Here is a 23231-nt window from a genome sequence, read left to right on the forward strand (position 1 = left end):
TGGAAAAAGTAGCAAAAAAATGGCCCGGTTGCATACAACCAGGCTATTTTTCATGCACATACCAAAAAAGGGCGCATTACAGCGCCCGGTTTAACAACATAGATTTAATTTCGCCAATCGCTTTGGTAGGGTTTAAGCCCTTAGGACATACGTTAACGCAGTTCATGATGCCATGGCAGCGGAATACGCTGAATGCATCATCCAAATCGTTTAAGCGTTGCTCAGTTGCCGTATCGCGGCTGTCTGCCAGGAAACGGTAAGCATGCAGTAAACCGGCCGGGCCGATAAACTTGTCCGGGTTCCACCAAAATGACGGGCAAGAGGTAGAACAACAGGCACACAGAATACACTCGTACAAACCATCCAGTTTAGCGCGCTCTTCCGGTGACTGCAGGTACTCACCGGCCGGTGGTAACTTGCTGTCATTGATCAGGTACGGCTTCACTTTCTCGTACTGGGTGTAAAACTGGCTCATGTCGACCACCAGGTCACGCACTACCGGTAAACCCGGTAATGGACGAACCACAATTTTACCGCCTTTTAAACCTGCGGCTGATAAAGGCGTAATACAGGCCAGACCGTTTTTACCGTTAATGTTCAAACCATCTGAACCGCATACGCCTTCACGGCAGCTGCGACGGAACGATAAACCCGGGTCTTGCTCTTTTAACTTAATCAGCGCGTCCAGCACCATCATATCCCGGCCTTCCGGGTTATCCAGGGTGTAATCCTGCATGCGCGGCGCTTTGTCGACATCAGGGTTGTAACGATAGATTGAGAATACCAACTTCTTCATCGCTGTGCCCTCTTAGTACGTACGTGCTTTAGGCGCAAAAGCTTCACGGAACTTAGGTTCCAGATTTACTTTACGCTTAAACATTGATTCGGATTCCGGTGTATACACACTGTGGCATAACCAGTTTTCATCATCGCGATCCGGGAAATCAAAACGGGCATGAGCACCGCGGCTTTCGGTACGGAAGTTAGCCGCCACCGCAGTTGAAAACGCCGTTTCCATCAGGTTGTCCAGCTCTAAGCATTCAATACGCGCGGTATTAAAATCTGAGCTCTTATCATCCAGACGGGCAAACTGTAACCGTTCACGAATTTCTTTTAACTCAGCCAAACCTTCAGCCATGGCAACACCTTCACGGAATACCGAGAAGTTCAGCTGCATACATTTTTGCAGGTCTTTCTTAATTTGCACCGGGTCTTCACCCTGGCCTGGCTTGGTATCTTCCCAGCGCTGAGTACGCGCTAAAGCAGCGTCCACGTCTGATTGCGATGCAGCACGGGCTTCAGAAGTTGCCGCCAGCGCTTCACCTAAATGTAAGCCGGTAGCACGGCCAAACACCACTAAGTCCAGCAGTGAGTTACCGCCTAAACGGTTAGCACCGTGTACTGACACACAAGCGATTTCACCACAGGCAAATAAGCCGGCAACAATAGTCTCGCCGCCATCGGCTGTGGGTTTAATCACCTGGCCATGCACGTTAGTCGGAATACCACCCATCATATAGTGACAAGTTGGAATAACCGGGATCGGCTCTTTTACCGGGTCAACGTGCGCAAACGTTTTTGACAGCTCACACACACCAGGCAAACGGCTTTCTAATACTTCCGCACCTAAGTGGTCTAATTTAAGTTTAATGTGTACACCCCAGGGGCCATCACAACCGCGACCTTCACGAATTTCCGTCATCATGGAGCGGGCAACCACGTCACGACCGGCTAAATCTTTCGCGTTAGGCGCATAACGCTCCATAAAGCGCTCGCCGTCTTTGTTCAGCAGGTAACCGCCTTCACCGCGACAGCCTTCAGTCACCAGGGTTCCCGCACCGGCGATACCGGTTGGGTGGAATTGCCACATTTCCATGTCCTGCAGCGGTACACCGGCACGCAGCGCCATACCTACACCGTCACCGGTGTTAATGTGCGCGTTGGTGGTAGAAGCATAAATACGACCTGCACCACCGGTTGCCAACACCGTTGCTTTGGCTTTGAAATAAACGATTTCGCCGGTTTCAATATCAATCGCTGTACAACCCACCACAGCACCGTCCTGGTTTTTCACCAGATCAAGCGCATACCACTCAGAGAATACCTGAGTCTTGTTTTTTACGTTTTGCTGATACAGCAGGTGCAATAAAGCGTGACCGGTACGGTCTGCAGCAGCAGCAGTACGGGCAGCTTGCTCGCCACCGAAGTTCTTAGACTGGCCACCAAACGGACGCTGGTACACGCGGCCATTTTCAAAGCGGGAGAAAGGTAAGCCCATATTCTCCAGCTCAGTAATCGCTTCCGGGCCGGTTTTACACATGTATTCGATAGCGTCCTGGTCACCGATATAATCAGAACCTTTAACAGTATCAAACATGTGCCATTCCCAGTTATCCGGGTGGCTGTTACCCAGTGCTACAGTAATACCGCCCTGGGCAGATACCGTGTGCGAACGGGTTGGAAACACTTTGGATAATAAGGCACAGCTTAAACCAGATTGGGTAATTTGCAGTGCGGCGCGCATACCGGCACCACCTGCGCCAATTACGATGGCGTCAAACTCTCTTACAGGAATAGTCACTTAAGCACCCCACAGAACAAACAGGCCAACCGCAACATAAGCGAAAGCCAGCGCATAAAGGAAGAATTGTAATACTGCGCGCAGAGCCGCTGATTTGATGTAATCAGTCAGCACCTGCCACAAACCAATGCGGGTGTGCACGGCAATAGACACTAAAGCTAACAAGGTAAATACTTTTACCAGGATGTTGGCAAACAAGGCTTGCCACACTTCAAAGGTAACTTCCGGCGTAATAAGGAAGAAACCCAAAATAAATACGCTGTACAGCGCCAGCACTATGGCTGTTGCGCGCAGCGATACGTAATCCTGCACGCCATCGCGTTTCAGGCTTGCCTGGTTCAGAACCATAACCATACTCCTGCTAATACTGCTAATACTACCCAAAGCGCTATTGTTACCTTGGCGCTTAAGTTGCCGGATTTCAGCTCTTCCCAGTGTCCCATATCCATAATCAGATGACGGATACCGCCAACCAGGTGATAGATAAGAACAGTGATGGTACCCCAGGCAATGAATTTAGCCAGGTGAGACGTCATCAGCTCTTTGACAAAATCAAAGCTCTGTTGGTCCTGTAGCGAATATGCCCAGGCCCAAATAACGAATACCAATGCGAAAAACAATGCCACCCCGGTAACCCGGTGTAAAATTGACGCTATGGCAGGTGCCGGAAACGATATGGTAGAGAGGTCTAGATTTACTGGTCTTTGTTTTTTCACAGTGCTTGCCCATCGATGCCCATTATCGAGCTCTTGTTGTCATTGTCGTTGTCATTGCTGTATAAACAGTCAACACCCAAAACCAATACACCTTATTGCTCAAGCTGGATCAGTCCTGCCGGATTCAGCAAAAAGTGCTTGCTGAGTGAACTGTTTAAAAACCGCAATAGTATATATTTCGTGACTCGCTATTACAATTTTTGTTTGGTTTTACTCGAAAAAATCCGTATTTGAAACATTACACACTTTGCGCATTAGGGCAATAATACCAGAGTCGAATACTTATTAAGCAGAAACGCATTAAAATTGACTTTAAGGGGTCGTTTGCAGTTAGAATAGCGACCAATTTGCTAAATTCCTTTAACCCGATACTACAACAACAGGAGAAATCCAATGGCAGATAAAAAGGCCGTCGTGCAGATCGATGGGAAATCGTTCGAGTTGCCAATCTACTCTGGCAGCGCCGGCACAGACGTAATTGATGTTCGCGCCTTGGGTCAGCAAGGGTACTTCACTTTTGATCCGGGTTTTATGTCTACCGGTTCATGTGAATCTAAAATTACCTATATCGACGGCGACAACGGTGTGTTATTGCACCGCGGCTACCCGATTGAGCAGCTGGCAGACCATTCAGACTATCTTGAGCTGTGCTACCTGTTGTTAGAAGGTGAATTACCGCAAGCTGAGCAATACAACCAATTTAAGAACACCATTACCCGCCATACTATGGTGCACGAAAAAATTGCCTCTTTCTTCCAGGGCTTCCGTGTTGATGCTCACCCGATGGCGATGCTGTGTGGTGTAGTAGGCGCCTTATCGTCGTTCTATCACTCAGACCTGGACATTAACGACCCGGAGCAGCGTAAACGTAGTGCACATCGCTTAATTGCCAAGTTGCCGACGATTTCTGCTATGGCGTACAAGTACACTGTAGGGCAGCCGTTTGTTTACCCACGCAATGACTTAAGCTATTCAGCTAACTTCCTGCATATGATGTTCTCTGTGCCGGCAGAAGATTACAAGGTAAGCCCTATTCTGGCTAAAGCGATGGACCGTATCTTTATGTTACATGCGGACCACGAGCAAAATGCCTCTACCTCTACTGTACGTTTAGCTGGTTCATCCGGTGCTAACCCTTATGCTTGTATCGCCGCTGGCGTAGCATCATTGTGGGGCCCGGCACACGGTGGCGCCAACGAAGCTTGTCTGAAGATGTTACAGCAAATTGGTTCTGTAGATCGCATTCCTGAGTTTGTCGCCCGCGCCAAAGATAAAAATGACAGCTTCCGCCTGATGGGCTTTGGTCACCGCGTGTACAAAAACTTTGACCCGCGCGCCAAAGTTATGCGCGATACCTGCCATGAAGTATTAAAAGAACTGAACATTAAAGATCCATTGCTAGATGTCGCGATGGAACTGGAGCGCATTGCGCTGTCTGATCCGTACTTTATCGAGAAAAAACTCTATCCGAACGTGGATTTCTACAGTGGTATTATCTTAAAGGCCATTGGCATTCCAACCAGCATGTTCACGGTAATTTTTGCCATGTCACGCACCGTTGGCTGGATCTCACATTGGGACGAAATGCTCGGCGAAAAAGGCCACAAAATCGGCCGTCCGCGTCAGCTGTACACCGGCTACACTGCCCGTGATTTTAAACCGCTGAACAAACGTTAATTTCACCGACACTTATTAATAGTGTTTAAAAAGCGGCTGCGGCCGCTTTTTTCTTGCCTGCCATCCGGCATCTGATTTGCGCCACTGCGTAAAAAAAGGCAAAATCGCGCCATCTTCATCAGGACCCCTGCCCTATGCCCGGTTTCGACGTACAGCAGTTTCGCCAGCAATTTGCTTTTTTTCAGCAGCAACCCAATTGGGTTTATCTGGATAACGCGGCCACCATGCATAAGCCACATGCCGTGCTGGATGCGGTTACAGCGTTTTATCAGCAACATAACAGCAACGTACATCGTGGTGCACATCAGTTAAGCCAACAGGCCACTGTGCTGTTTGAACAAGCGCGCAGCAACATTGCCGGTTATCTTAATGCTGCCCACCCGCATGAAGTTATCTTCACCAGCGGTGCTACTGCGGCGTTAAATCAAATCGCTTTTGGCTTAATGCACACTCTGCTTAAACCCGGCGACCGCATTTTACTGACGCAGCTGGAACACCACGCCAATATTGTGCCCTGGCAACTGCATTGCCAGCGCTTTGGGGTGATAATAGATGTGGTACCGTTAACCGCAGATCACGGCATAGACCTTGTTGCCTATAAAAAGCTGCTGGCTCTTGGCCCAAAAGCCGTCAGCTTCAGTCATATTTCCAATGTGTTGGGCCATATTCAGCCGGTAGCGCAAATGGTTGCGCTGGCCAAAGCCGCAGGCGCGGTTACTGTAATCGACGGCGCTCAGGGCATAGTGTATCAACAACCGGATATGCAGCAGTTAGATTGTGATTTCTATGTATTCTCCGGCCATAAACTGTATGGCCCCACCGGTATTGGCGTGCTGTATGGCAAAACACTATGGTTAGACCGTTTAACGCCAATCTTTGCCGGCGGTGAAATGATTGACACTGTCAGCTTTGTTAACACTACATTCAACAAATTGCCGTTCAGGTTAGAAGCCGGTACACCAAATATCGCGGGGGCTATAGGCTTGTCGGCGGCAATCTCATGGCTACAAAAATATAACACAAACCAAGTTCAACAACATAAATCGCTGTTATTAAAAGAGTTCTACAATGGGCTGGCGGCAATAAAAGCCATAGATATTTTATCTATGCCTGTGCATAATGCCGGTATAGTGGCGTTGAATGTTCGCGGCGAGCATCCCTCTGATGTGGCTGAGTTATTAAATCAGCAGCAGGTTGCGGTGCGTTCCGGCCAACATTGCGCTATGCCGTTATTCAGCTATTTAGCGCAGCAAGGCGCTGTCAGGTGCTCTTTTGCCGCTTATAACACGCTGGACGATGTAAACCGGTGCCTGCTCGCTTTGGAGCAGGCCGTGGAGATTTTAACTGCATGACATTAGAACAATTATTAGCAGAAACACAACCTGCCCTGTTACAAATCAAACAACAGGATCTGGCCGACATTACCGCGGCGAAAGATTGGCAAAGCAAATATCGGGTGCTGATGCAGCTGGGTAAAAAGCTGCCGCCGGTACCGGAAAAAATGAAACAGCCACATTTACTGGTAAAAGGCTGCGAAAGCCGCGCCTGGCTGATGCATTATCACGATAAAGCACAAGACAAACACTTTTTTGTGCTGGACAGCGAAGCCCGTATTGTTAAAGGCTTAATGGCTATTATGCTGTGTCTGGTTAACGGTATGACAAGCGCGGAGCTGGCGAAGTTTGATTTGTGCCATAAGTTTGATCAGTTGAATTTAAAGCCGTATTTAAGCCAGTCACGCGGCAATGGGTTAACCGCTATGGCTGAACGGATTAAAGCCTGCTGCCCTGCTAAGTAGCCAGCTTTTTTAATACTCTGGATACAGCGGCAAAACCAAAACTGGCCGTGACCACGGTAACTGCGCCAAAACCGCCGCTGCAATCCAGCCGCATACTGCTTACCTCGCCCTCAGCATTTACCTGTGCTGTTTTCTGCTGGCACACGCTGCCATCCGGTTGCGGATACACCAGTTGCTCGGTTGAAAACACGCAATCGATACCAAAACGGCGTTTCGGGTTGCGGCTGTAATTGTAATCACGCCGCAAGCTGTTGCGCACTTTGGCCAATAACGGATCATTAATGGTTTGGGTCAGATCCGCAATTTGTATTTGCGTCGGATCGGTTTGACCACCGGCGCCACCGGTGCTGATGAGCTTAATTTTATTGCGCTTACAATGCGCCAGCAGGGCTACCTTGGCTTTAATCGAGTCGATAGCATCCACCACATAATCCATCTCGTTGCTGATAAGCTCACGCAGGTTGTCGGCAGTCACAAAGTCTTCTATCTGATGCACGATACAATCAGGGTTAATGGCTTTAATACGCTGTGCCATTACCGCCACTTTATCCTGGCCTACGGTATCGCTCAGCGCATGCAACTGACGGTTAATATTGCTGATACAGACATCATCCAGGTCAATCAGCGTAATTTCACCTATGCCGGAGCGGGCCAGCGCTTCTGCAGCCCAACTGCCAACCCCGCCGATACCAACAACACAGACATGGGCTTTGGCAAAAGTTTCCAGTGCCGCCACGCCATACAATCTGGCGATACCGGCAAAACGTAATTGATAATCGGACATCGTTATTCGCTAACCTGCTTGGGTAAAGTGTATTGTGGCCAGTTCAGCTGCCACGGCTGCATCCAGTCTTGCAGCGCGTCGCTTTGCAGCAGTTGCTGATACAAGACGCCTTCTGTTGGCGGCTGGACATAATGGTATTCAGTATTGTGCAGACAAAAGCGCAGTGCATAAGCATGTAGATACACCCTGTCTGCTGAGCTGCCCTGGTATACCGCATCACCGGCAATAGCAGCACCGGCGCTTTTTAACGCCACGCGGATTTGATGCGTTTTGCCGCTGTACGGTTTAACTAAAAACACCCGAAACGGCAGGTTTTCAAAACCGCGACTGATAAAGTATGTCACCGCAGGGTTATGCTGTGAGCTAAGCAATTTCCAAGCGCCGCGCCGTGCCGGCGCCATATCACCTTTTACCCAGCCCTGTTTTTTTGCCGGTTTGGTCAAACTCAGCGCCAGGTAATATTTCTCTACCTGATGGCTGCTGAACAGCTGTGTCAATTGAGCCGCAACGTCGCTGCTGCGGGCCAGCAAAATCAAACCGGAAGTCACCTTATCCAGCCGGTGCACCGGGTACAATTTATAGCCCAACTGCTGCTCAGCCAGCACCGCCAGGCCCGGGCCATCATCAGAATGAAAACTGACTCCGGCGGCTTTATTCAGCAACACAAAACCGGGCGTTTCAACGACCAGACTAAAAGCAGACGGCATCAGTTAAGGCTGGCGGCATAGCGCCTGGCGTGTTCTAAATCTGCCGGCGTATCCACACCCACTGCCGGCGTTTCCAGCGCGGTATCAACATGAATAGCTTCACCGTGCCACAGCACCCGCAGTTGCTCTAACGCCTCAATGTGCTCCAGCGTCGACGCCGGCCAATCAACATAATGCTGAATAAAGCCGGCGCGATAAGCATAAATACCGATATGACGACGATAATGGCTGGCTAATTCAGCCTGAAATTGTCCATCGCGATCAAACGGGATCACGCTGCGACTGAAATACAGCGCGTAGCCGTGTTTGTCGCTGACCACTTTAACAATATTCGGGTTGGCAATTTCTGCCGCATCCGTCAGCGGCACGGCCAATGTCGCCATCTGTGCTTTTTGCTGCGCTGCCAGATTCTGTGCCACCTGGCGGATAATCAACGGCGGAATAAACGGCTCGTCGCCCTGCACGTTTACCACCACAGTATCGGCAGAGAGCCCGAGTTTCGCCACCACTTCGGCCAGACGCTCGGTACCGGAGTTATGCTCCGGCCGTGTCATACACACTTCGCCGCCAAACTGGTCTACCGCATCAGCTACCCGGCGGTCGTCGGTGGCTACCACCACACGGGCGGCACCACTTTGCAGCGCTTGCTGATACACCCGCTCTATCATGCTTTTGCCGGCGATATCGGCCAGCGGCTTGCCCGGTAAACGGCTGCTGGCGAAGCGTGCCGGAATAACGACTATGAACGCCATTGCTCTACCTCGTCCAGCGTCAGCTCACGGGCTTCATCGGCCAACAATACCGGAATATTATCGCGTACCGGATAGGCCAGACGGTCAAAGGTACAAATCAGCTGCTGCGAGGCTTGGTCATACTTCAGCTTGCCCTTACACAGCGGACAGGCCAATATTTCGGTTAATGCTACTTTAAGTGCCATAACTGCTCCGCAATTTCGTTAATATTGTATTTATCTTAGTAGTAAGTTGTTCATCCAACTGCGCATCTACGCCCAGACTAAACCAGTTATCGCCGGCAAAAGCACGGCACTTTACCGCGTCTTTTTCTGTCATTAATACCGGGCCGCTGATGTCAGCAAAATCTGCCGCAACAAACTGATGGTGGTCGGCAAAGTAATGCCGTTGATTAACAGTGAAACCCGCCGCAATCACCGTGCGCTCAAACCGCGCCGGATTACCGATGCCGGCTACCAGGCTTACCGCACAGGGCGTAAGTTTGGCACTACCGTTAAGCTGTTTTGCTGCGGACGGCTGCAGTGTCATCATGCCATCAGCTAAAGCAAACGGCTGGCTGTTTGCCACTACCAGGTCAGCGCAGGCCAAACGCCAGGCACCTTCACGCAATGGCCCGGCCGGCAGTAACTGGCCGTTGCCTAAGCCGCGGCTGCCGTCTACCAACACAATTTCAATATCCCGCGCCAGGCGGTAATGCTGCAGGCCGTCATCGCTGACAATAATATCGGCATCGGTATTGGCCAGCAGATATAGTGCTGCCGCAACCCGGTCCGGACACACCACTACCGGGCAACCGCTGCGCTGTGCCAGCAATAACGGCTCATCGCCAACCTCTGTTGCAATAGCATCAGGCTTTACCAACAGCGGGGCTGTAATATTGGCACCATAGCCGCGGCTGACAATACCCGGTGTCCAGCCCAGCGCTTGTAACCTGGCGCACAGCAGCAGCGTAAAAGGTGTTTTGCCGGTACCGCCAATACTGATATTGCCCACCACGATGACCGGGGCTTTCACTTTGACCTGTTGTTTTACCCCACAGCGAAACAGCAAACGGCGTAAGGCCGTGACAGCGCCATACAGCCAGGCCAGTGGCAGTAACAACCAGTAAGCTTTATGGCCCTGATACCACAAACGTTCAGTAAAGCTCACTACGGCTCGCCAAACTGCAGTTTGTAAAGCTGAGAATAGGCGCCATCTTGTGCCAGTAACGTAGCATGATCACCCTGCTCTACAATACGGCCCTGATCCATCACAATAATGCTGTCGGCATTTTCAATAGTGGATAGCCGGTGCGCAATAACAATGCTGGTGCGACCTTTTAACAGCTCATTCAGCGCCGCCTGAATTTTGCGCTCAGACTCAGTATCCAGCGCCGAGGTGGCTTCATCGAGGATCAGGATTGGTGCTTCGCGCAATAAAGCGCGGGCTATAGCAATGCGCTGGCGCTGACCACCGGATAAACTAACACCGTTTTCACCTATCACGGTGTCCAGGCCATCTTTAAGGTTTTCGGCAAATTCTAACACATGGGCTTTTTCAGCCACTTGCAATAAATGCTCACGTGACACCGGCTCTGTACAGCCATAGGTAATATTGTTGGCAATACTGTCGTTAAACAAGGTGACATGCTGTGACACCACAGCTAACTGGCGGCGCAATGACGCCAGCGTACAGTCACGGATATTATGCCCATCAATCAAAATGTCACCGTCACTTACTTCATAAAAGCGCGGCAGTAAGCTGGAAATGGTGGTTTTTCCGCTACCGGAACGGCCAACCAGGGCAATAGTTTTGCCGGCCGGCGCGTTAAAACTGATATCAAACAACACTTGTTTATCATGACCGGGGTAGCTGAAATTCACGTTATTAAACTGAATATTGCCACTTACGTTATCTAATACCGTCGTGCCGGTATCCTGCTCTACCGGCTGGTCCAACACTTCAAATACGCTGTTGGCCGCAGTAAGGCCACGCTGAAATTCACTGTTTACCGTTGTCAGTTGCTTTAATGGGCGCAGCAGCATCATCATAGAGCCGACAATAGTGGTAAATTTACCGGCGGTAAGACTGTCGAGCATTTCAGGAAAACTGGCCATATAGATCACAAAAGCCAGCGCAAAAGAGGCAATAATCTGGATAGACGACACGCTGATAGCACGGGTAGCCTCCATTTTAACATCCTGACGTCGGGTCAGGTTGTTCACTGTGGCAAAGCGCTGCTCTTCTATCTGCTGGCCGCCAAACGACAAAATAACTTTATGGCCGTTTAACATTTGCTCCGAGCAAGTGGTTACCTCACCCATAGCGCCCTGTATATTGCGGCTAAGCAGACGGAAACGTTTCGATACCAGCCGCACTACGATGGCGATAACCGGGGCTATCAGCAAAAAAATCGACGATAGCTGCCAGCTGATCCAGAACATCATCACTAACAACCCCACGACAAACACACCTTCGCGCAACAACACCGCCAATGCTTTAGATGTAGCTTGCTTGATTTGTTCGGTATTGTAAGTCACCTTAGAGATTAACTCGCCGGTAGAGTGCTGATCATGAAAGCTGACCGGTAAACGGATATAGTGGCGAAACAACTGCTGACGCATTTCTTGCACGGCATGGGTGCCAACCCAGTTCAGGCAATAGCTGGCAATAAAATTAAACACACCACGCAAAATAAAAATGCCGATAATAAACAACGGGGCATAGCGCAAATAGTCGGTGTTCTTCTGGTTAATCCCGATATCAATAAAGTCTTCTAACTGTGAGATAAAAAATACATCAACCAGGGCATAACCCAACATGCCAAAAGCTGCGGCAGCAAAACCCAACCGGTACGGTTTGACATAGCTGAGCAAACGGCGAAAAGTAGCAGGTGAAGTAAACTGAGACGCAGCCAAAGAATAGTTCTCTAAGAAAAATTTCGCTTATTCTAGCGTGTTGTTAGCAAGGTTTCAGCATTTCCCACCGGCTTTTGCAGCCAAAAGGGGATTCTTTGCGCCCGATACTGCTGCACAGTAACCGACTCTGCGTCAATATCCAACCGGATAGCCCCGCTTTGTGCGGTATTCAGCAGCGCTATGCCCAAGGTATCCAGCCGCTGCTGAACCGCCAATGCCGGATGCTGATGCCGGTTATACAGGCCGGCGCTGTTTAATGCCAATACCGGCGCCAACTGATGCAAAAAGCTGAAATGGCTGGAGCTGTTGCTGCCATGATGCGACAACACCAGCATGTCTGCGGCTAAATCCGGGTAGCGCTGCAGCAACTGCAGCTCAACCCGGCGGCCGATATCGCCAGGCAGCAACAGCCGCCAACCTGCCACAGTAATTAACAACACGCAGGAGCGATCATTCTTTGCCAGCAGCGGGTTGGTATCAAAGTGCAACATGTTAAGCGTAGCGCCCAAATACTGCTGCGGCACGGCGGCACAAGGCTGTGCAATACCAATATGGCCAATGTCGGCATAAAAGTGCGCCTCAGGGTACTGCCGCTGCAACAAGGCCCAGTCACCGGTATGGTCGCTATCATCATGGCTTAAAATTACCATGTCCAGATGGCGGATCCCGGCCTGGCGCAAATAAGGCAATACTTGCGCTGCGGTAGCGCTGTGTTCACCGTAACGTGGCCCGGCGTCATACAAAATGCCGCGCGTTTTATGCTGCAGCAACACCGCCAACCCCTGGCCTACATCAATAACATGCAGTTGCCACTGCGCCGGGCGCACCAACTGCAAGCACAGCGGTAACGCTAACAATATCACAGCACACAGTATTAAACGCCGCGTCGTTAACCAGTACAGTGCCAGTGCCACCACCAGCCCTGCCACGACAAACCAGGACAGATCCGGCAGTGCCCACCAGCTGTTTTGCCCGGCACTCCAATTTAACCACCACAATAACGGCCGGAATGCCCAATCACACAATTGCCACAACCAGGCCGCGCCGGAGATGGCCAACAATTCAGCCACAACACAGATAAACAATAGCGGAATGGCCACCACACTGCACCAGGGTACAAATAACAGATTAGACAACAACGCCAACCATGAGCTGCCACCAAACATCAGCACACTAAGTAGCGCCATAAACAGCGTTAAGCTCAGCTGAAAACGCAAAAACAACATCAGCTTGCTGCGCCAGCCCGTTGCTTTACTACGGCTTTGCCACAATAAAAACAAAATAACCGCCACCGCCAGCACCGACAGCCAAAAGCTTTTGCTCAGCACAAAAAATGGCTCCAGCAATAATAAGCTGGCGGTAAGTAACAACCAATAATGGCTGTAACTCAAGGATTTATGCTGCAGCAGCGCCAACACCAACAACAACAAGGCAAAGGCTGCGCGCACAGTGGGCACTGCAAAACCGGCCAGCCAGGCATAGATAAACGCCAACACTAATGCGCCCGCCAGTGACAACGGATGGCGTAGTGCCGACCAGGCTACCGGGAGCGGCAACAGCCGTAATAGCCAAAAGCCCCAACCGAAGATCAAACCAATATGCAGGCCGGAAATGGCCATTAGATGCGCCAGTGACGATTGCAACAGCCCCTGCCATAGCTGTGTGGAAAATTGCCTTTCGCCAACACTAAGCGCCAATAACAGCGGCGCAGTGGGTAATGAGGCTGTTACCTGCGTTATGTGCGATACTATGTGATATCGCGGACTATAACGCTGATTAAGCAGTACAGCAGCAATGTCGGTTTTAACGCTGCCCTGAGCCAATACTTGTTGCTGCAGCGCATTGGCTTCTTTATGCGGCCCGCCCGGGTTGGCCACACCGGCTACCGGACGCAAACGCGCACTAAGCTGCCATTGCTGACCAGGCTGGGGTAACTGTGCCGGCATCGGCCAATTCAGCTGTACCTGATAGCCTTTTGCCGCACCGGCATCAAGCTGTAATCTGAACTGACTATACTCAGGGTAATGTTTAGGCGAACCGAGCACAGTGCCGGTGAGTAACTGTTCAGACGCCAACAAGCTTTGCTGCGCTTGCTGGTAGGCATCGTAGTGCCAAATCCAGCAGATAAAAAATGTGGCTGCGCCGGCGAAAAAGCAGCGGCCGGATTTAAGCAGCCACATAGTTAGCATCAGTAATAAAAATACTGTGAAAAAAGCTGGCACTATCGGCAAAAATAATGACAATAGGCTGCCTGCAAGCACACCGATACAAAAAGATTTCATGTTTGTTTTTTGTGAATAGGTTGTAATGCCAAAGAACTTTATTAAGAAATATTTACCATCGCCGGAAAAAATCAAGCAACAACGGCTGTTAAAGCTGTTTGGTTCGCTGTTACACGATGGTAATTTGTGGCACCTGAACCGTCGCTCTGCCCGCGGCGCCTTTGCGGTTGGCTTGTTTTTCGCGTGGATGCCGATGCCGTTTCAAATGGTCGCCTCTGCTGCGGTGGCCATTCCATTGCGGGTAAATCTGCCGTTATCAGTAGCCCTGGTCTGGGTGACTAACCCGTTAACCATGCCAATTTTGTTTTATATCAGTTATTTAGTCGGCGCAGTGGTGCTAAGAACGCCGCTGGAGCCTTTTGCCTTTGAAGCTAGCTGGGCCTGGTTACAACACAGCCTTAACAGCATAGGTAAACCGTTTTTAACCGGTTGTTTGTTGATGGGAATTTGCTCTGCCGTCGCAGGTTATTTTATTATTGACTGGCTATGGCGTTTATCGGTGAAAAAAGAGCAGTTGTTACGCAAATTAAAACGCCGTCACAAACCGCATTAATGCTGGCCTAATACCATGGCCGGTTGTACTTTCGCAGCCCGCCATGCCGGGTACAAGGTAGCCAGTAAGCTCATCACCAGTGCTACGCCTAAAGTTAAAGCCACGTCCTGCCATTGCAGCAAAGACGGAATAAAGTTAATAAAATAGATACTCGGGTCTAACAGTGAATGGCCCAATACCGAGGTAACAAAGGCAAACAGCGGTTCAATGTAACTGGCCAGCAGCACCCCGGCGACAGTGCCAATCAGCGCACCTATTAAGCCATTAAGCCAGCCCAGCCACATAAAGGTCAGCACTACGGTGGCCGGCGACACGCCCATAGTGAGCAAAATGGCAATATCACCTTCTTTTTCCCGCACTGCCATCACCAGGGTGGCAACAATATTGAAACAGGCCACCGCAATCACCAGTGCCAGCACCAGATATAAAATGGTTCTTACCATCTGAATATCCTGATATACATGGCCCTGGCTGCGAAACCAGTCCAGCATATAGACATAATCTTCCGACATCCGGCCCAACTGCCTGGCCATGTACGGTGCCTGAAAAATATCGTTAATCCGAAAGGCAAAGCCCTGCACAGCATCGGGCTCAAACGCCAGCAATTGTGCCAAATTCGCCATATTCAGCCAAATGTGGCTGTAATCCAGCTGGCCGCCAACAGCAACTATTGCCGTTATCGTTAATGCTGCAGTGCTGTGGCTGGCAAGCCGGCCATCGTCGGTCAGTTTCGGCAATAACAATTGCACCTGCTCACCGACAGCCACCTGCAATGCATCGGCAATACCCTGCCCCAGCACCACTTCACCGTCATTTAAACTATCCAGTTGGCCGCTACTGATATAGCTGGCGAAATCACTGATCTGCCGCTCAGATGCAATATCAATACCCCGAACCTCAGCAGCTTTAACATTGCTGCCAACGCGCAACATACCATTACTTTTTATATAGGGTGCAACGCCGGCAACACCTTGCACCGTGGCAAACTGCTGTTGTTTACGTTGCCAGTCATGAATGCTTTGCTGCACCGCTTCCAGCTCTACATGCGGGATCACCGACAACAACCGCTGTTTTAAAGCTTGTTCAAAGCCATTCATTACCGACAAAGCCAAAATTAATATCGCCACGCCCAGCGCAATGCCGGAGGTAGAACTGGCAGAAATAAAGCGGATAAAACCGCTGCTGTGTCGGGTTGAACGGTAACGCCGTGCCAGCTGCCAGGCTAAACTAGCCATGCGCCATCTCCAGGTGGCCGGCACGCATCAGCACGTAGCTGTCCAGCTTTGACGCCAGCTCCATATCATGGGTCACCACAATAAAACTGGTGCCCAGCTCACGGTTCAGGCTTCGCAGCAACTGATACACTGACTCCGCCGTGTGCTGATCCAAATTACCGGTTGGCTCATCAGCCAGCACTAACGCCGGCTCGCCCACCAGAGCCCTGGCAATGGCAACACGCTGGCGCTCACCGCCGCTGAGTTCTGCCGGACGATGGCCGGCGCGATGCGATAAGCCGACTTTATCCAGCATTACAGCAGCACGCTGCTGCGCTGCAGCTTGCGACAAACCGCGGATTAACAGCGGCATGGCCACATTTTCCAGTGCGGTAAAATCCATCAGCAAATGGTGAAACTGATAGATAAACCCCAGCTGTTCATTGCGCAGCGCCGCTTTTTGTTGGGCGCTCAGCTGCTTAATATCTTTACCCAAAATACTCAGCGCGCCGCTGTCAGCTTGATCCAGAGTACCGAGAATATGCAGTAAAGTGCTTTTACCCGAGCCGGAGCTACCGACTATAGCCAGCATATCGCCGCGGTTAATGCACAGATCTACACCATGCAATACATCGGTAACCTGCTGGCCGTCACGATAGCTTTTGCAGATTTTCTCTGCCGTTAATACATTACTCATCACGCAAAATGTCCGCCGGATTAATGCCCACAGCCCGTTTGGCCGGATACCACACCGCCAACACAGTCAGTGCAACAGCACTGAGCAAAATAAACAAGAGTTGATCAAACTGAATATCTATCGGCAAGATGATACCGGGCGCCAATTGTAAGCCCAGTGCTGCCAACAGCGGGTTTAACTGCCAACACAACAACACACCTGCCAGAGCGCCAGCTACAGCTCCGGCCACACCGTTACTCAGCCCCTGCACCGCAAACACATTAAACAGTTGCTGATCTGTCATACCAAGAGTTTTTAAAATGGCGATTTCAGCTTGTTTATCGGTAACCATCATCACCAGCGCCGAGACAATATTAAAAGCAGCCACGGCCACTATCAGTAGCAACATCAGCCACATCATGGCTTTTTCCATTGCCACCGCGGCAAACAATTTACCATGGCTTTGGCGCCAGTCCTGAACCTGCAGGCTGCTGTCGGCCGCTAACTGCTGCGCAAATTGCGGTGCAGCAAAAGGCTCATCCAGCGTGATGCGCCACTGCTGTTGCTGTACTGTGCTGCTGAGCAAACGGCTTAAATCATCCAGCGCCGTTACCGCTATCAGTTTATCCACATCAGAGCCGGTATCTAAAATACCACTAACGGTAAATAAGCGCTGGCGCGGCACCCAACCCATAGGCGTATAACTGCCGGCCTGAGGCAGCATAAAGCGCAGTTTATCCCCCACTGACACCTCCAACTGCTCCGCCAGCGCTCTACCCAGCACGACAGCATAGCGCTGCTGTGCAAATTGTTGCCAGCTGCCGACAATTAACGCTTGCTGCATAAAAGCCGGCAATGCATCGTTAGTGACGCCCTGCAGCAACACGCCGGTGAGTTGCCGGGGTGATTGCACCAGAGCTTCAGCTTGCAAAAACGGGCTGATTTGCGCCACACCCGGTCGCTGTAATACCTGATGTTGCCAATCGTCCGGGTGATCTGCGTCAGTGGTCACCACTAAGTGCGGGATCACACCCAAGATGCGTTTCTTCAACTCACCTTCAAAGCCATTCATCACCGAGCTGACAATGGTCAACGCCATTACGCCCAGGAAAATACCGGCCACAGAAAACAGCGTGATAAAGGAGATAAAGGCATTACCCTTGCGGCTTTGGCTGTAGCGTAAGCCGATAAATAAGCTGACTGGTAACTGCATCCTATTCTTCAGGACAAGACCTGCGTTAGATGGTAAAGTGGCGACGATGATAGAGATTATTGTTTGTCGTGACAAGCAGCTTGCAAAGGTAGCGCCATGAATGAGTTAACAGTACAGCAGTTAGCTGATGCCTATCAGGACTATTTCAGCGTTGAACACTGTATCAGCATCAATGCCAAAGCAATTAGCGGGGCGTTGCCGGACAAAGCCGCGCTGGCAGCAGCTATTCCACCGGCATTTTTACTGGCTTCCGATGCCGGCGGCCTGAACCCTTCAGCCCTGCGATCTTTACACCGGCTGGGAGACCTGGCAGAAGAACTGGCCAATTACCTGCAACAACAAGCGCGTAAAATCGATATGCTGCTGCATTACGTATTACGCCAGCAAGATGACGCCGCACAACGCTTCGTTACACAAAGCTATGGTGGCAGCGGCTGTTGTTATTTAGCCGACAGCCCGCTGAAACCGCTACAGATAGTTGAATTAAAACTGTTTTTGGATAACAACGATGGCGCAGTATTTTGCTATGGCCAGGTGTTAAGCTGTGAGCCACAGGCAGAAAAATGGCAGATAAGGGTTGTATTTGCCTGCATCAGAGACGAAGATCGTGAGCTGATAGTGCGTGCCAGTTTGCATCAGCAATCCAGACTGTTAAAACAAAAAGCTGAGCAAAAAGCCGAACTGCGGCAACACACTACGCCGGGCTGAACCGGCAACTACGGTATTCAAGCGTTATTAAGGGTTTGTCGTTTTACATGGATCTGATCTCCTCTTTACCACAGCTGAAACAACCTGCCGACCAGTTACATTGGGGCAATTTACAGGGCGCGGCCCTGCCGCTGGCTATTGCGCAGCTGTTAAAGCAACAAGCCGCGCTTTATTTGCTGCTGGTGCCGGACACGCCCACAGCGTTGCGGTTGGAGCAGGAATTAAGCGTGTTTTATCAAAGCGAAGATTGCCCGTTGCTCTCGCTGCCCGATTGGGAAACCCTGCCGTACGACGTTTTCTCTCCGCATCAGGATATTATTTCCCAGCGTTTAAAAACCCTGTATCAACTGCCACGGCTAAAACGTGGTTTGGTGATAGTACCGGTCAGCACGCTGTTACTGCGCATATGTCATCGCGATTATCTCGAGCAAAACAGCTTTCTGATTAAAAAAGGCCAACAGGTTGATTTAGCTGCACTGAAACGTCAGTTAACCGCGGTCGGCTACCGCAGTGTCGACCAGGTAATGGAGCACGGCGAGTTCTCTGCCCGCGGCTCTATACTGGATCTGTACCCTATGGGGGCGACTACGCCATACCGTATCGACTTTTTTGATAACGACGTTGACGGTATCCGCACCTTTGACCCGGACAACCAACGCAGCCTGGCGCAGGTTAACTATATAGAGCTGCTACCGGCGCACGAATTCCCGACCGACAAAGCCGCCATTGAGCGCTTTCGCATGGCTTATCGCGAGCGCTTTGCCGCCCGCAATGAAAAAGAATCACTGTACCAGCAGGTAAGCCAGGGCATATTGCCGGCCGGTATCGAATACTATCTGCCGCTGTTTACCGAAAAAACCGCCACCTTATTTGATTACTTACCCGCCGACAGCCGCTGTCTGCTGTTAGGTGATATTGAACACAGTGCAGATAAGTTCTGGCTAGAGCTGAAGCGTCGCTTTGACGACAGAGCCATCGACCTGCTGCGGCCAATCCTTGGCCCGGCCGAACTGTATTTGCCGGTAGACCAGCTGTTTGCCCGGCTGAAGCAGTATGGTCGTATCCGCTTAAGCCAGGCACAGCTGAGCGCAAAAGCCGGCCAGGCCAATGCCAATTTAGCCACGTTGCCGGATTTGAGCGTTAACCACCAGCTGAAGAACCCGCTGCAAGCGTTGCAGCAGTTTATTTTACAATTAAAGCAACAACAGGGCCGTGCGCTGTTTTTTGTTGAAAGTGAAGGCCGGCGTGAAAGCCTGCTGCAGCTGCTGCATAAAGCCGGCATCCATATTTCGCAATTTGATGACTTAGACGCCTTTAGCCACAGCAAAGACGACCTTGGCATAGTGGTGGGCGCGCTGGAGCAAGGCGCCTTTATTCAGCAACCGGCTAAACTGGCGCTGATCAGCGAAAACGAATTATTCGGCCAGAAAATAAGCCAGCGCCGGCGGCGTAAGCGCAGCCAGCAGGTGTCGTCAGACACCGTGATCCGCAATCTGGCGGAGTTAAGCCCGGGCCAGCCGGTAGTGCATTTACAGCATGGTATCGGCCGCTATCAGGGCTTGCAGCTATTGGATGCCGCCGGCATCGTTGCTGAGTTTGTTACCATTGAATATGCCGGCAGCAGTAAGTTATATGTGCCGGTTACCTCGCTACATTTGCTAAGCCGCTACAGTGGCAGCGATACCGAGCATGCCCCACTGCATAAGCTGGGTAACGACACTTGGGAAAAATCCAGACGTAAAGCGGCAGAAAAAGTGCGCGATGTCGCCGCCGAGCTGCTGGATGTGTATGCCCGACGCGCCGCCCACCAGGGTTATGCTTTTGCGTTGGATGAGCAACAATATCTGGCCTTTGCCGACAGCTTTCCATTTGAAGAAACGGCCGACCAGCAAGACGCTATCGACGCGGTATTGCGTGATATGCAAAGCCCGCAACCAATGGACCGGCTGGTATGCGGCGATGTCGGCTTTGGTAAAACTGAAGTGGCGATGCGCGCGGCCTTTGTTGCGGTAAACGACGGCAAACAAGTGGCTATTCTGGTGCCGACCACGCTGCTGGCACAACAGCATTTTGACAATTTTAAAGACCGCTTCGCCAACTGGCCGGTGCGGGTAGAAGTGCTGTCGCGCTTTGTCAGCCCGAAACAGCAAAAAGCTATTTTGGTGGATGTACAAAACGGTAAAGTCGACATCCTTATCGGTACACACAAACTGCTGCAGGATGATATCAAGCTGCAGGATTTAGGCCTGCTGATTGTCGATGAAGAGCACCGCTTTGGTGTACGGCAAAAAGAGAAAGTTAAAGCGCTGCGTGCCAACATCGATATTTTAACTCTTACCGCCACGCCCATTCCGCGCACGCTGAATATGTCGATGTCCGGTATGCGCGACTTATCCATTATCGCCACGCCACCGGCACGGCGGCTGGCAGTAAAAACCTTTGTTCGGCAATACGAACACGGCCTGATCCGGGAAGCGGTAATGCGCGAAATACTGCGCGGTGGCCAGGTGTACTTTCTGCACAACGATGTCGCCTCTATTGAAAAAGCCGCCGCCGATTTAGCCGAATTACTGCCCGAAGCTATGATAGGCATAGCGCACGGCCAGATGCGCGAGCGCGAGCTTGAGCAAATTATGTCGGACTTTTACCACCAGCGCTTTAACGTACTGCTGTGCTCTACCATTATTGAGACCGGTATCGACGTGCCCACCGCCAATACTATAGTGATTAACCGCGCCGACAACTTTGGCCTGGCGCAGTTACACCAACTTCGTGGCCGCGTTGGCCGCTCGCATCACCAGGCTTATGCCTATCTGTTAACACCACCACCGAAACGCTTAACTAAAGATGCGCAAAAGCGTTTAGAGGCTATTGCCAGCCTGGAAGACTTAGGCGCGGGGTTCGCGCTGGCGACGCACGATTTAGAGATCCGTGGTGCCGGCGAATTATTAGGTGATGAACAAAGCGGCCAGATAGAGTCAGTCGGTTTCAGTTTATATATGGATATGCTGGAACAGGCAGTCCAGGCATTGAAAAACGGCCGCGAACCCAGCCTGGATGCGATGCTAAGCCAGCAAACCGAAATGGAACTGCGCATACCGGCCCTACTACCCGACAGCTATATTCCGGATGTAAATTTACGCTTATCCTGTTATAAAAAGCTGGCCTCGGCGCAAAGCAGCGACGAGCTGGATGAAGTACAGGTAGAATTAATCGATCGTTTTGGTTTATTACCCGATGCGGCTAAAAATCTGGTGGCGCTGTCTGAGTTTAAACTACAGGCCCAGGCGCTGGGAATTCGCCGTATTGAAGCCAACAATAAAGGCGGCGTGGTGGAATTCGGCGAAAAAACCGCTGTGTCACCGGGGTATATTATTGAGCTTATTCAAAAACAATCGCGGGTATTTAAACTCGAAGGTGGGCAAAAGTTGCGTTTTGCTATTGCCTCGAACGACACGGCAGAACGCCTGAGCCTGATAGCCAACATGTTGTCTGACTTTGCCCGACATAAGGTAGAAAGATGAGTAACACCATTAAATTCTGTTGCCTGGCAGCAGCTATGTTAAGTTGCGCTATAAGTGCACAAGAGCAGGAACAACGCTGGTTTGAAGTGGAAATGATTGTCTTCAGTCAAACCCCGGCTACCGCCTTGCAGGAGCAATTTGATACGGTGGTTACCCCGGTTAAACCCGGCCGCGCCATTGATTTATTAACTTCGCGCTACCAGCCACCACTGAAAAACCTGCTGGCTGAATTACCGCTGTGCCCTGTACCGCAGCAGTTCAGTATCGAATATGCCGTGCCACAATTAGCCGCCAACCTGCTGTGTATTTTTGAACCCCAGCCTGATGCCTGGCAACAGCGTAACTTGTTCGAGCCGCGCTTAACCATCAGCACCGTGCCTTATCCGCAGCAAACCGCTGTAGTGATTAGCGGCGACGCCGTGCACCAGAGTGTGCCCTACCTGGCCGAAGCTGAAGCACTGCAGCTGGGCGATATCGCTGCTAAAATTCAACGCCAGCCCGGCAACAAACTGCTGTTGCACACCAGTTGGCGCCAGGCGCCGGTTACAGAACGCAGGGCTATTGCCAGCCGCTGGTTTGCCGGGCAAAACTTAAGCGCTCAGTTTGATTATTGGGGCCAGCCACGCCACCCTGCCGATGTGTTAAACGCCGGAATTACTGCAGCAGAGCCAGCCGGCAGCGACAACCCGGCCACAGCAAATGAGCTACTGACCAATATTGAGCAATTGTTGCAACAATTAACGGCCAACAACCAGTTACCTGAACAACCTGTAGCACCATTGGATATCGTCACAAACAACAGTTTGGCGTTAGCCAGCCTGCCGGACCAGGTATGGCAATTGGATGGCTTGTTCAAACTGCATTTAGATCATTACCTGTTCGTTAATACCGAATTTAATCTGCGGCTGGCGCAGCAAGATAAGCTGCAAACGGTGTATGTGCGGCAAAGCCGGCGGGTGATCAGTGGCGAAATTCATTATCTGGATCACCCTTACCTTGGCATAGTGTTGCAAATTCGTCGGTTTGAGCCACCGCAGGCAGAAGATATTGAGGCTAACTTGCTAACGGAATGATAATTTTCTAATAAAACTATTGCTAAAGCTGCATTAAGTGCCTAAGCTTCTGCCGTCTTTACATCTTTATACAAAA

General features: G+C 50.9%; 21 protein-coding genes. 7 read left to right on the forward strand and 14 right to left on the reverse strand.

What is annotated here, in order from left to right:
* Positions 1-76: 76 nt before the first annotated feature.
* The 4 genes from Q8O77_RS02385 to sdhC are packed head-to-tail and all read right to left on the reverse strand — an operon-like array spanning position 77 to position 3297.
* Positions 77-796 carry a succinate dehydrogenase iron-sulfur subunit gene (locus tag Q8O77_RS02385; RefSeq protein ID WP_305551267.1) on the reverse strand — a complete coding sequence of 240 codons (720 nt, stop codon included), beginning with the start codon at positions 794-796 and terminating at the stop codon, positions 77-79.
* Between the two features lie 12 nt (positions 797-808).
* Positions 809-2581: a succinate dehydrogenase flavoprotein subunit gene (gene sdhA / locus Q8O77_RS02390; RefSeq protein WP_305551268.1), complete on the reverse strand. Its 1773-nt coding sequence runs from the start codon at positions 2579-2581 to the stop codon at positions 809-811.
* Complete coding sequence (gene sdhD / locus Q8O77_RS02395; protein ID WP_305551269.1) at positions 2582-2929, reverse strand: succinate dehydrogenase, hydrophobic membrane anchor protein; 348 nt, start codon at positions 2927-2929, stop codon at positions 2582-2584.
* Positions 2920-3297, reverse strand: a complete 378-nt coding sequence (sdhC, locus tag Q8O77_RS02400) for a succinate dehydrogenase, cytochrome b556 subunit (protein ID WP_305551270.1) — start codon at positions 3295-3297, stop codon at positions 2920-2922. The genes sdhD and sdhC overlap by 10 nt, the downstream gene beginning before the upstream one ends.
* A 393-nt stretch (positions 3298-3690) precedes the next feature.
* Between sdhC and Q8O77_RS02405 the strand changes: the two genes are divergently transcribed.
* From Q8O77_RS02405 to Q8O77_RS02415, 3 genes are all read left to right on the forward strand, one after another.
* Positions 3691-4974 (forward strand): citrate synthase, encoded by a 1284-nt coding sequence (locus tag Q8O77_RS02405; RefSeq protein ID WP_305551271.1) that lies wholly within the window; start codon positions 3691-3693, stop codon positions 4972-4974.
* Between the two features lie 134 nt (positions 4975-5108).
* Positions 5109-6326 carry an aminotransferase class V-fold PLP-dependent enzyme gene (locus Q8O77_RS02410; RefSeq protein ID WP_305551272.1) on the forward strand — a complete coding sequence of 406 codons (1218 nt, stop codon included), beginning with the start codon at positions 5109-5111 and terminating at the stop codon, positions 6324-6326.
* Complete coding sequence (locus tag Q8O77_RS02415; protein ID WP_305551273.1) at positions 6323-6772, forward strand: SufE family protein; 450 nt, start codon at positions 6323-6325, stop codon at positions 6770-6772. Before Q8O77_RS02410 ends, Q8O77_RS02415 begins: the two co-directional genes overlap by 4 nt.
* Here Q8O77_RS02415 and tcdA read toward each other — a convergent pair.
* The 7 genes from tcdA to Q8O77_RS02450 are packed head-to-tail and all read right to left on the reverse strand — an operon-like array spanning position 6765 to position 14194.
* Complete coding sequence (gene tcdA, locus Q8O77_RS02420; RefSeq protein WP_305551694.1) at positions 6765-7562, reverse strand: tRNA cyclic N6-threonylcarbamoyladenosine(37) synthase TcdA; 798 nt, start codon at positions 7560-7562, stop codon at positions 6765-6767. The two genes, Q8O77_RS02415 and tcdA, sit on opposite strands and share 8 nt — an antisense overlap.
* Positions 7559-8263, reverse strand: coding sequence for a pseudouridine synthase (locus tag Q8O77_RS02425; RefSeq protein ID WP_305551274.1), 705 nt, complete (start codon positions 8261-8263; stop codon positions 7559-7561). Before Q8O77_RS02425 ends, tcdA begins: the two co-directional genes overlap by 4 nt.
* Positions 8263-9015 carry a 3-deoxy-manno-octulosonate cytidylyltransferase gene (kdsB, locus tag Q8O77_RS02430; RefSeq protein ID WP_305551275.1) on the reverse strand — a complete coding sequence of 251 codons (753 nt, stop codon included), beginning with the start codon at positions 9013-9015 and terminating at the stop codon, positions 8263-8265. Before kdsB ends, Q8O77_RS02425 begins: the two co-directional genes overlap by 1 nt.
* Positions 9003-9200 (reverse strand): Trm112 family protein, encoded by a 198-nt coding sequence (locus tag Q8O77_RS02435; RefSeq protein WP_305551276.1) that lies wholly within the window; start codon positions 9198-9200, stop codon positions 9003-9005. The genes kdsB and Q8O77_RS02435 overlap by 13 nt, the downstream gene beginning before the upstream one ends.
* Positions 9190-10164: a tetraacyldisaccharide 4'-kinase gene (gene lpxK, locus Q8O77_RS02440; RefSeq protein WP_305551277.1), complete on the reverse strand. Its 975-nt coding sequence runs from the start codon at positions 10162-10164 to the stop codon at positions 9190-9192. Before lpxK ends, Q8O77_RS02435 begins: the two co-directional genes overlap by 11 nt.
* Positions 10164-11912: a lipid A export permease/ATP-binding protein MsbA gene (msbA, locus tag Q8O77_RS02445; RefSeq protein WP_305551278.1), complete on the reverse strand. Its 1749-nt coding sequence runs from the start codon at positions 11910-11912 to the stop codon at positions 10164-10166. Before msbA ends, lpxK begins: the two co-directional genes overlap by 1 nt.
* A gap of 32 nt (positions 11913-11944) precedes the next feature.
* Positions 11945-14194 carry a DNA internalization-related competence protein ComEC/Rec2 gene (locus Q8O77_RS02450; protein ID WP_305551279.1) on the reverse strand — a complete coding sequence of 750 codons (2250 nt, stop codon included), beginning with the start codon at positions 14192-14194 and terminating at the stop codon, positions 11945-11947.
* A 25-nt stretch (positions 14195-14219) separates the two neighbouring features.
* Between Q8O77_RS02450 and Q8O77_RS02455 the strand changes: the two genes are divergently transcribed.
* A complete protein-coding gene (locus tag Q8O77_RS02455) occupies positions 14220-14747 on the forward strand; it encodes a DUF2062 domain-containing protein (RefSeq protein WP_305551280.1) in 528 nt (175 codons plus the stop codon).
* Here the strand turns inward: Q8O77_RS02455 and Q8O77_RS02460 are convergent.
* Genes Q8O77_RS02460 through Q8O77_RS02470 form a run of 3 tightly spaced genes read right to left on the reverse strand, consistent with a single transcriptional unit; the run spans position 14744 to position 17850 of the window.
* Entirely contained in the window at positions 14744-15982 is a 1239-nt protein-coding gene (locus tag Q8O77_RS02460; protein ID WP_305551281.1) for a lipoprotein-releasing ABC transporter permease subunit, read from the reverse strand. The genes Q8O77_RS02455 and Q8O77_RS02460 overlap by 4 nt on opposite strands.
* Positions 15975-16658 (reverse strand): lipoprotein-releasing ABC transporter ATP-binding protein LolD, encoded by a 684-nt coding sequence (gene lolD, locus Q8O77_RS02465; RefSeq protein WP_305551282.1) that lies wholly within the window; start codon positions 16656-16658, stop codon positions 15975-15977. Before lolD ends, Q8O77_RS02460 begins: the two co-directional genes overlap by 8 nt.
* Complete coding sequence (locus Q8O77_RS02470; RefSeq protein ID WP_305551283.1) at positions 16651-17850, reverse strand: lipoprotein-releasing ABC transporter permease subunit; 1200 nt, start codon at positions 17848-17850, stop codon at positions 16651-16653. Before Q8O77_RS02470 ends, lolD begins: the two co-directional genes overlap by 8 nt.
* 96 nt (positions 17851-17946) lie before the next feature.
* Here Q8O77_RS02470 and Q8O77_RS02475 point away from each other — a divergent pair, with 96 nt between their 5' ends.
* Genes Q8O77_RS02475 through Q8O77_RS02485 form a run of 3 tightly spaced genes read left to right on the forward strand, consistent with a single transcriptional unit; the run spans position 17947 to position 23155 of the window.
* Positions 17947-18558: a PilZ domain-containing protein gene (locus Q8O77_RS02475; RefSeq protein WP_305551284.1), complete on the forward strand. Its 612-nt coding sequence runs from the start codon at positions 17947-17949 to the stop codon at positions 18556-18558.
* 47 nt (positions 18559-18605) lie between these two features.
* A complete protein-coding gene (gene mfd / locus Q8O77_RS02480; protein WP_305551285.1) occupies positions 18606-22082 on the forward strand; it encodes a transcription-repair coupling factor in 3477 nt (1158 codons plus the stop codon).
* Positions 22079-23155 (forward strand): CsiV family protein, encoded by a 1077-nt coding sequence (locus Q8O77_RS02485; protein ID WP_305551286.1) that lies wholly within the window; start codon positions 22079-22081, stop codon positions 23153-23155. Before mfd ends, Q8O77_RS02485 begins: the two co-directional genes overlap by 4 nt.
* Positions 23156-23231 lie beyond the last annotated feature (76 nt).

Origin of the sequence: Rheinheimera sp., from assembly GCF_030690345.1 — a bacterium.
Classification (GTDB): domain Bacteria; phylum Pseudomonadota; class Gammaproteobacteria; order Enterobacterales; family Alteromonadaceae; genus Alishewanella.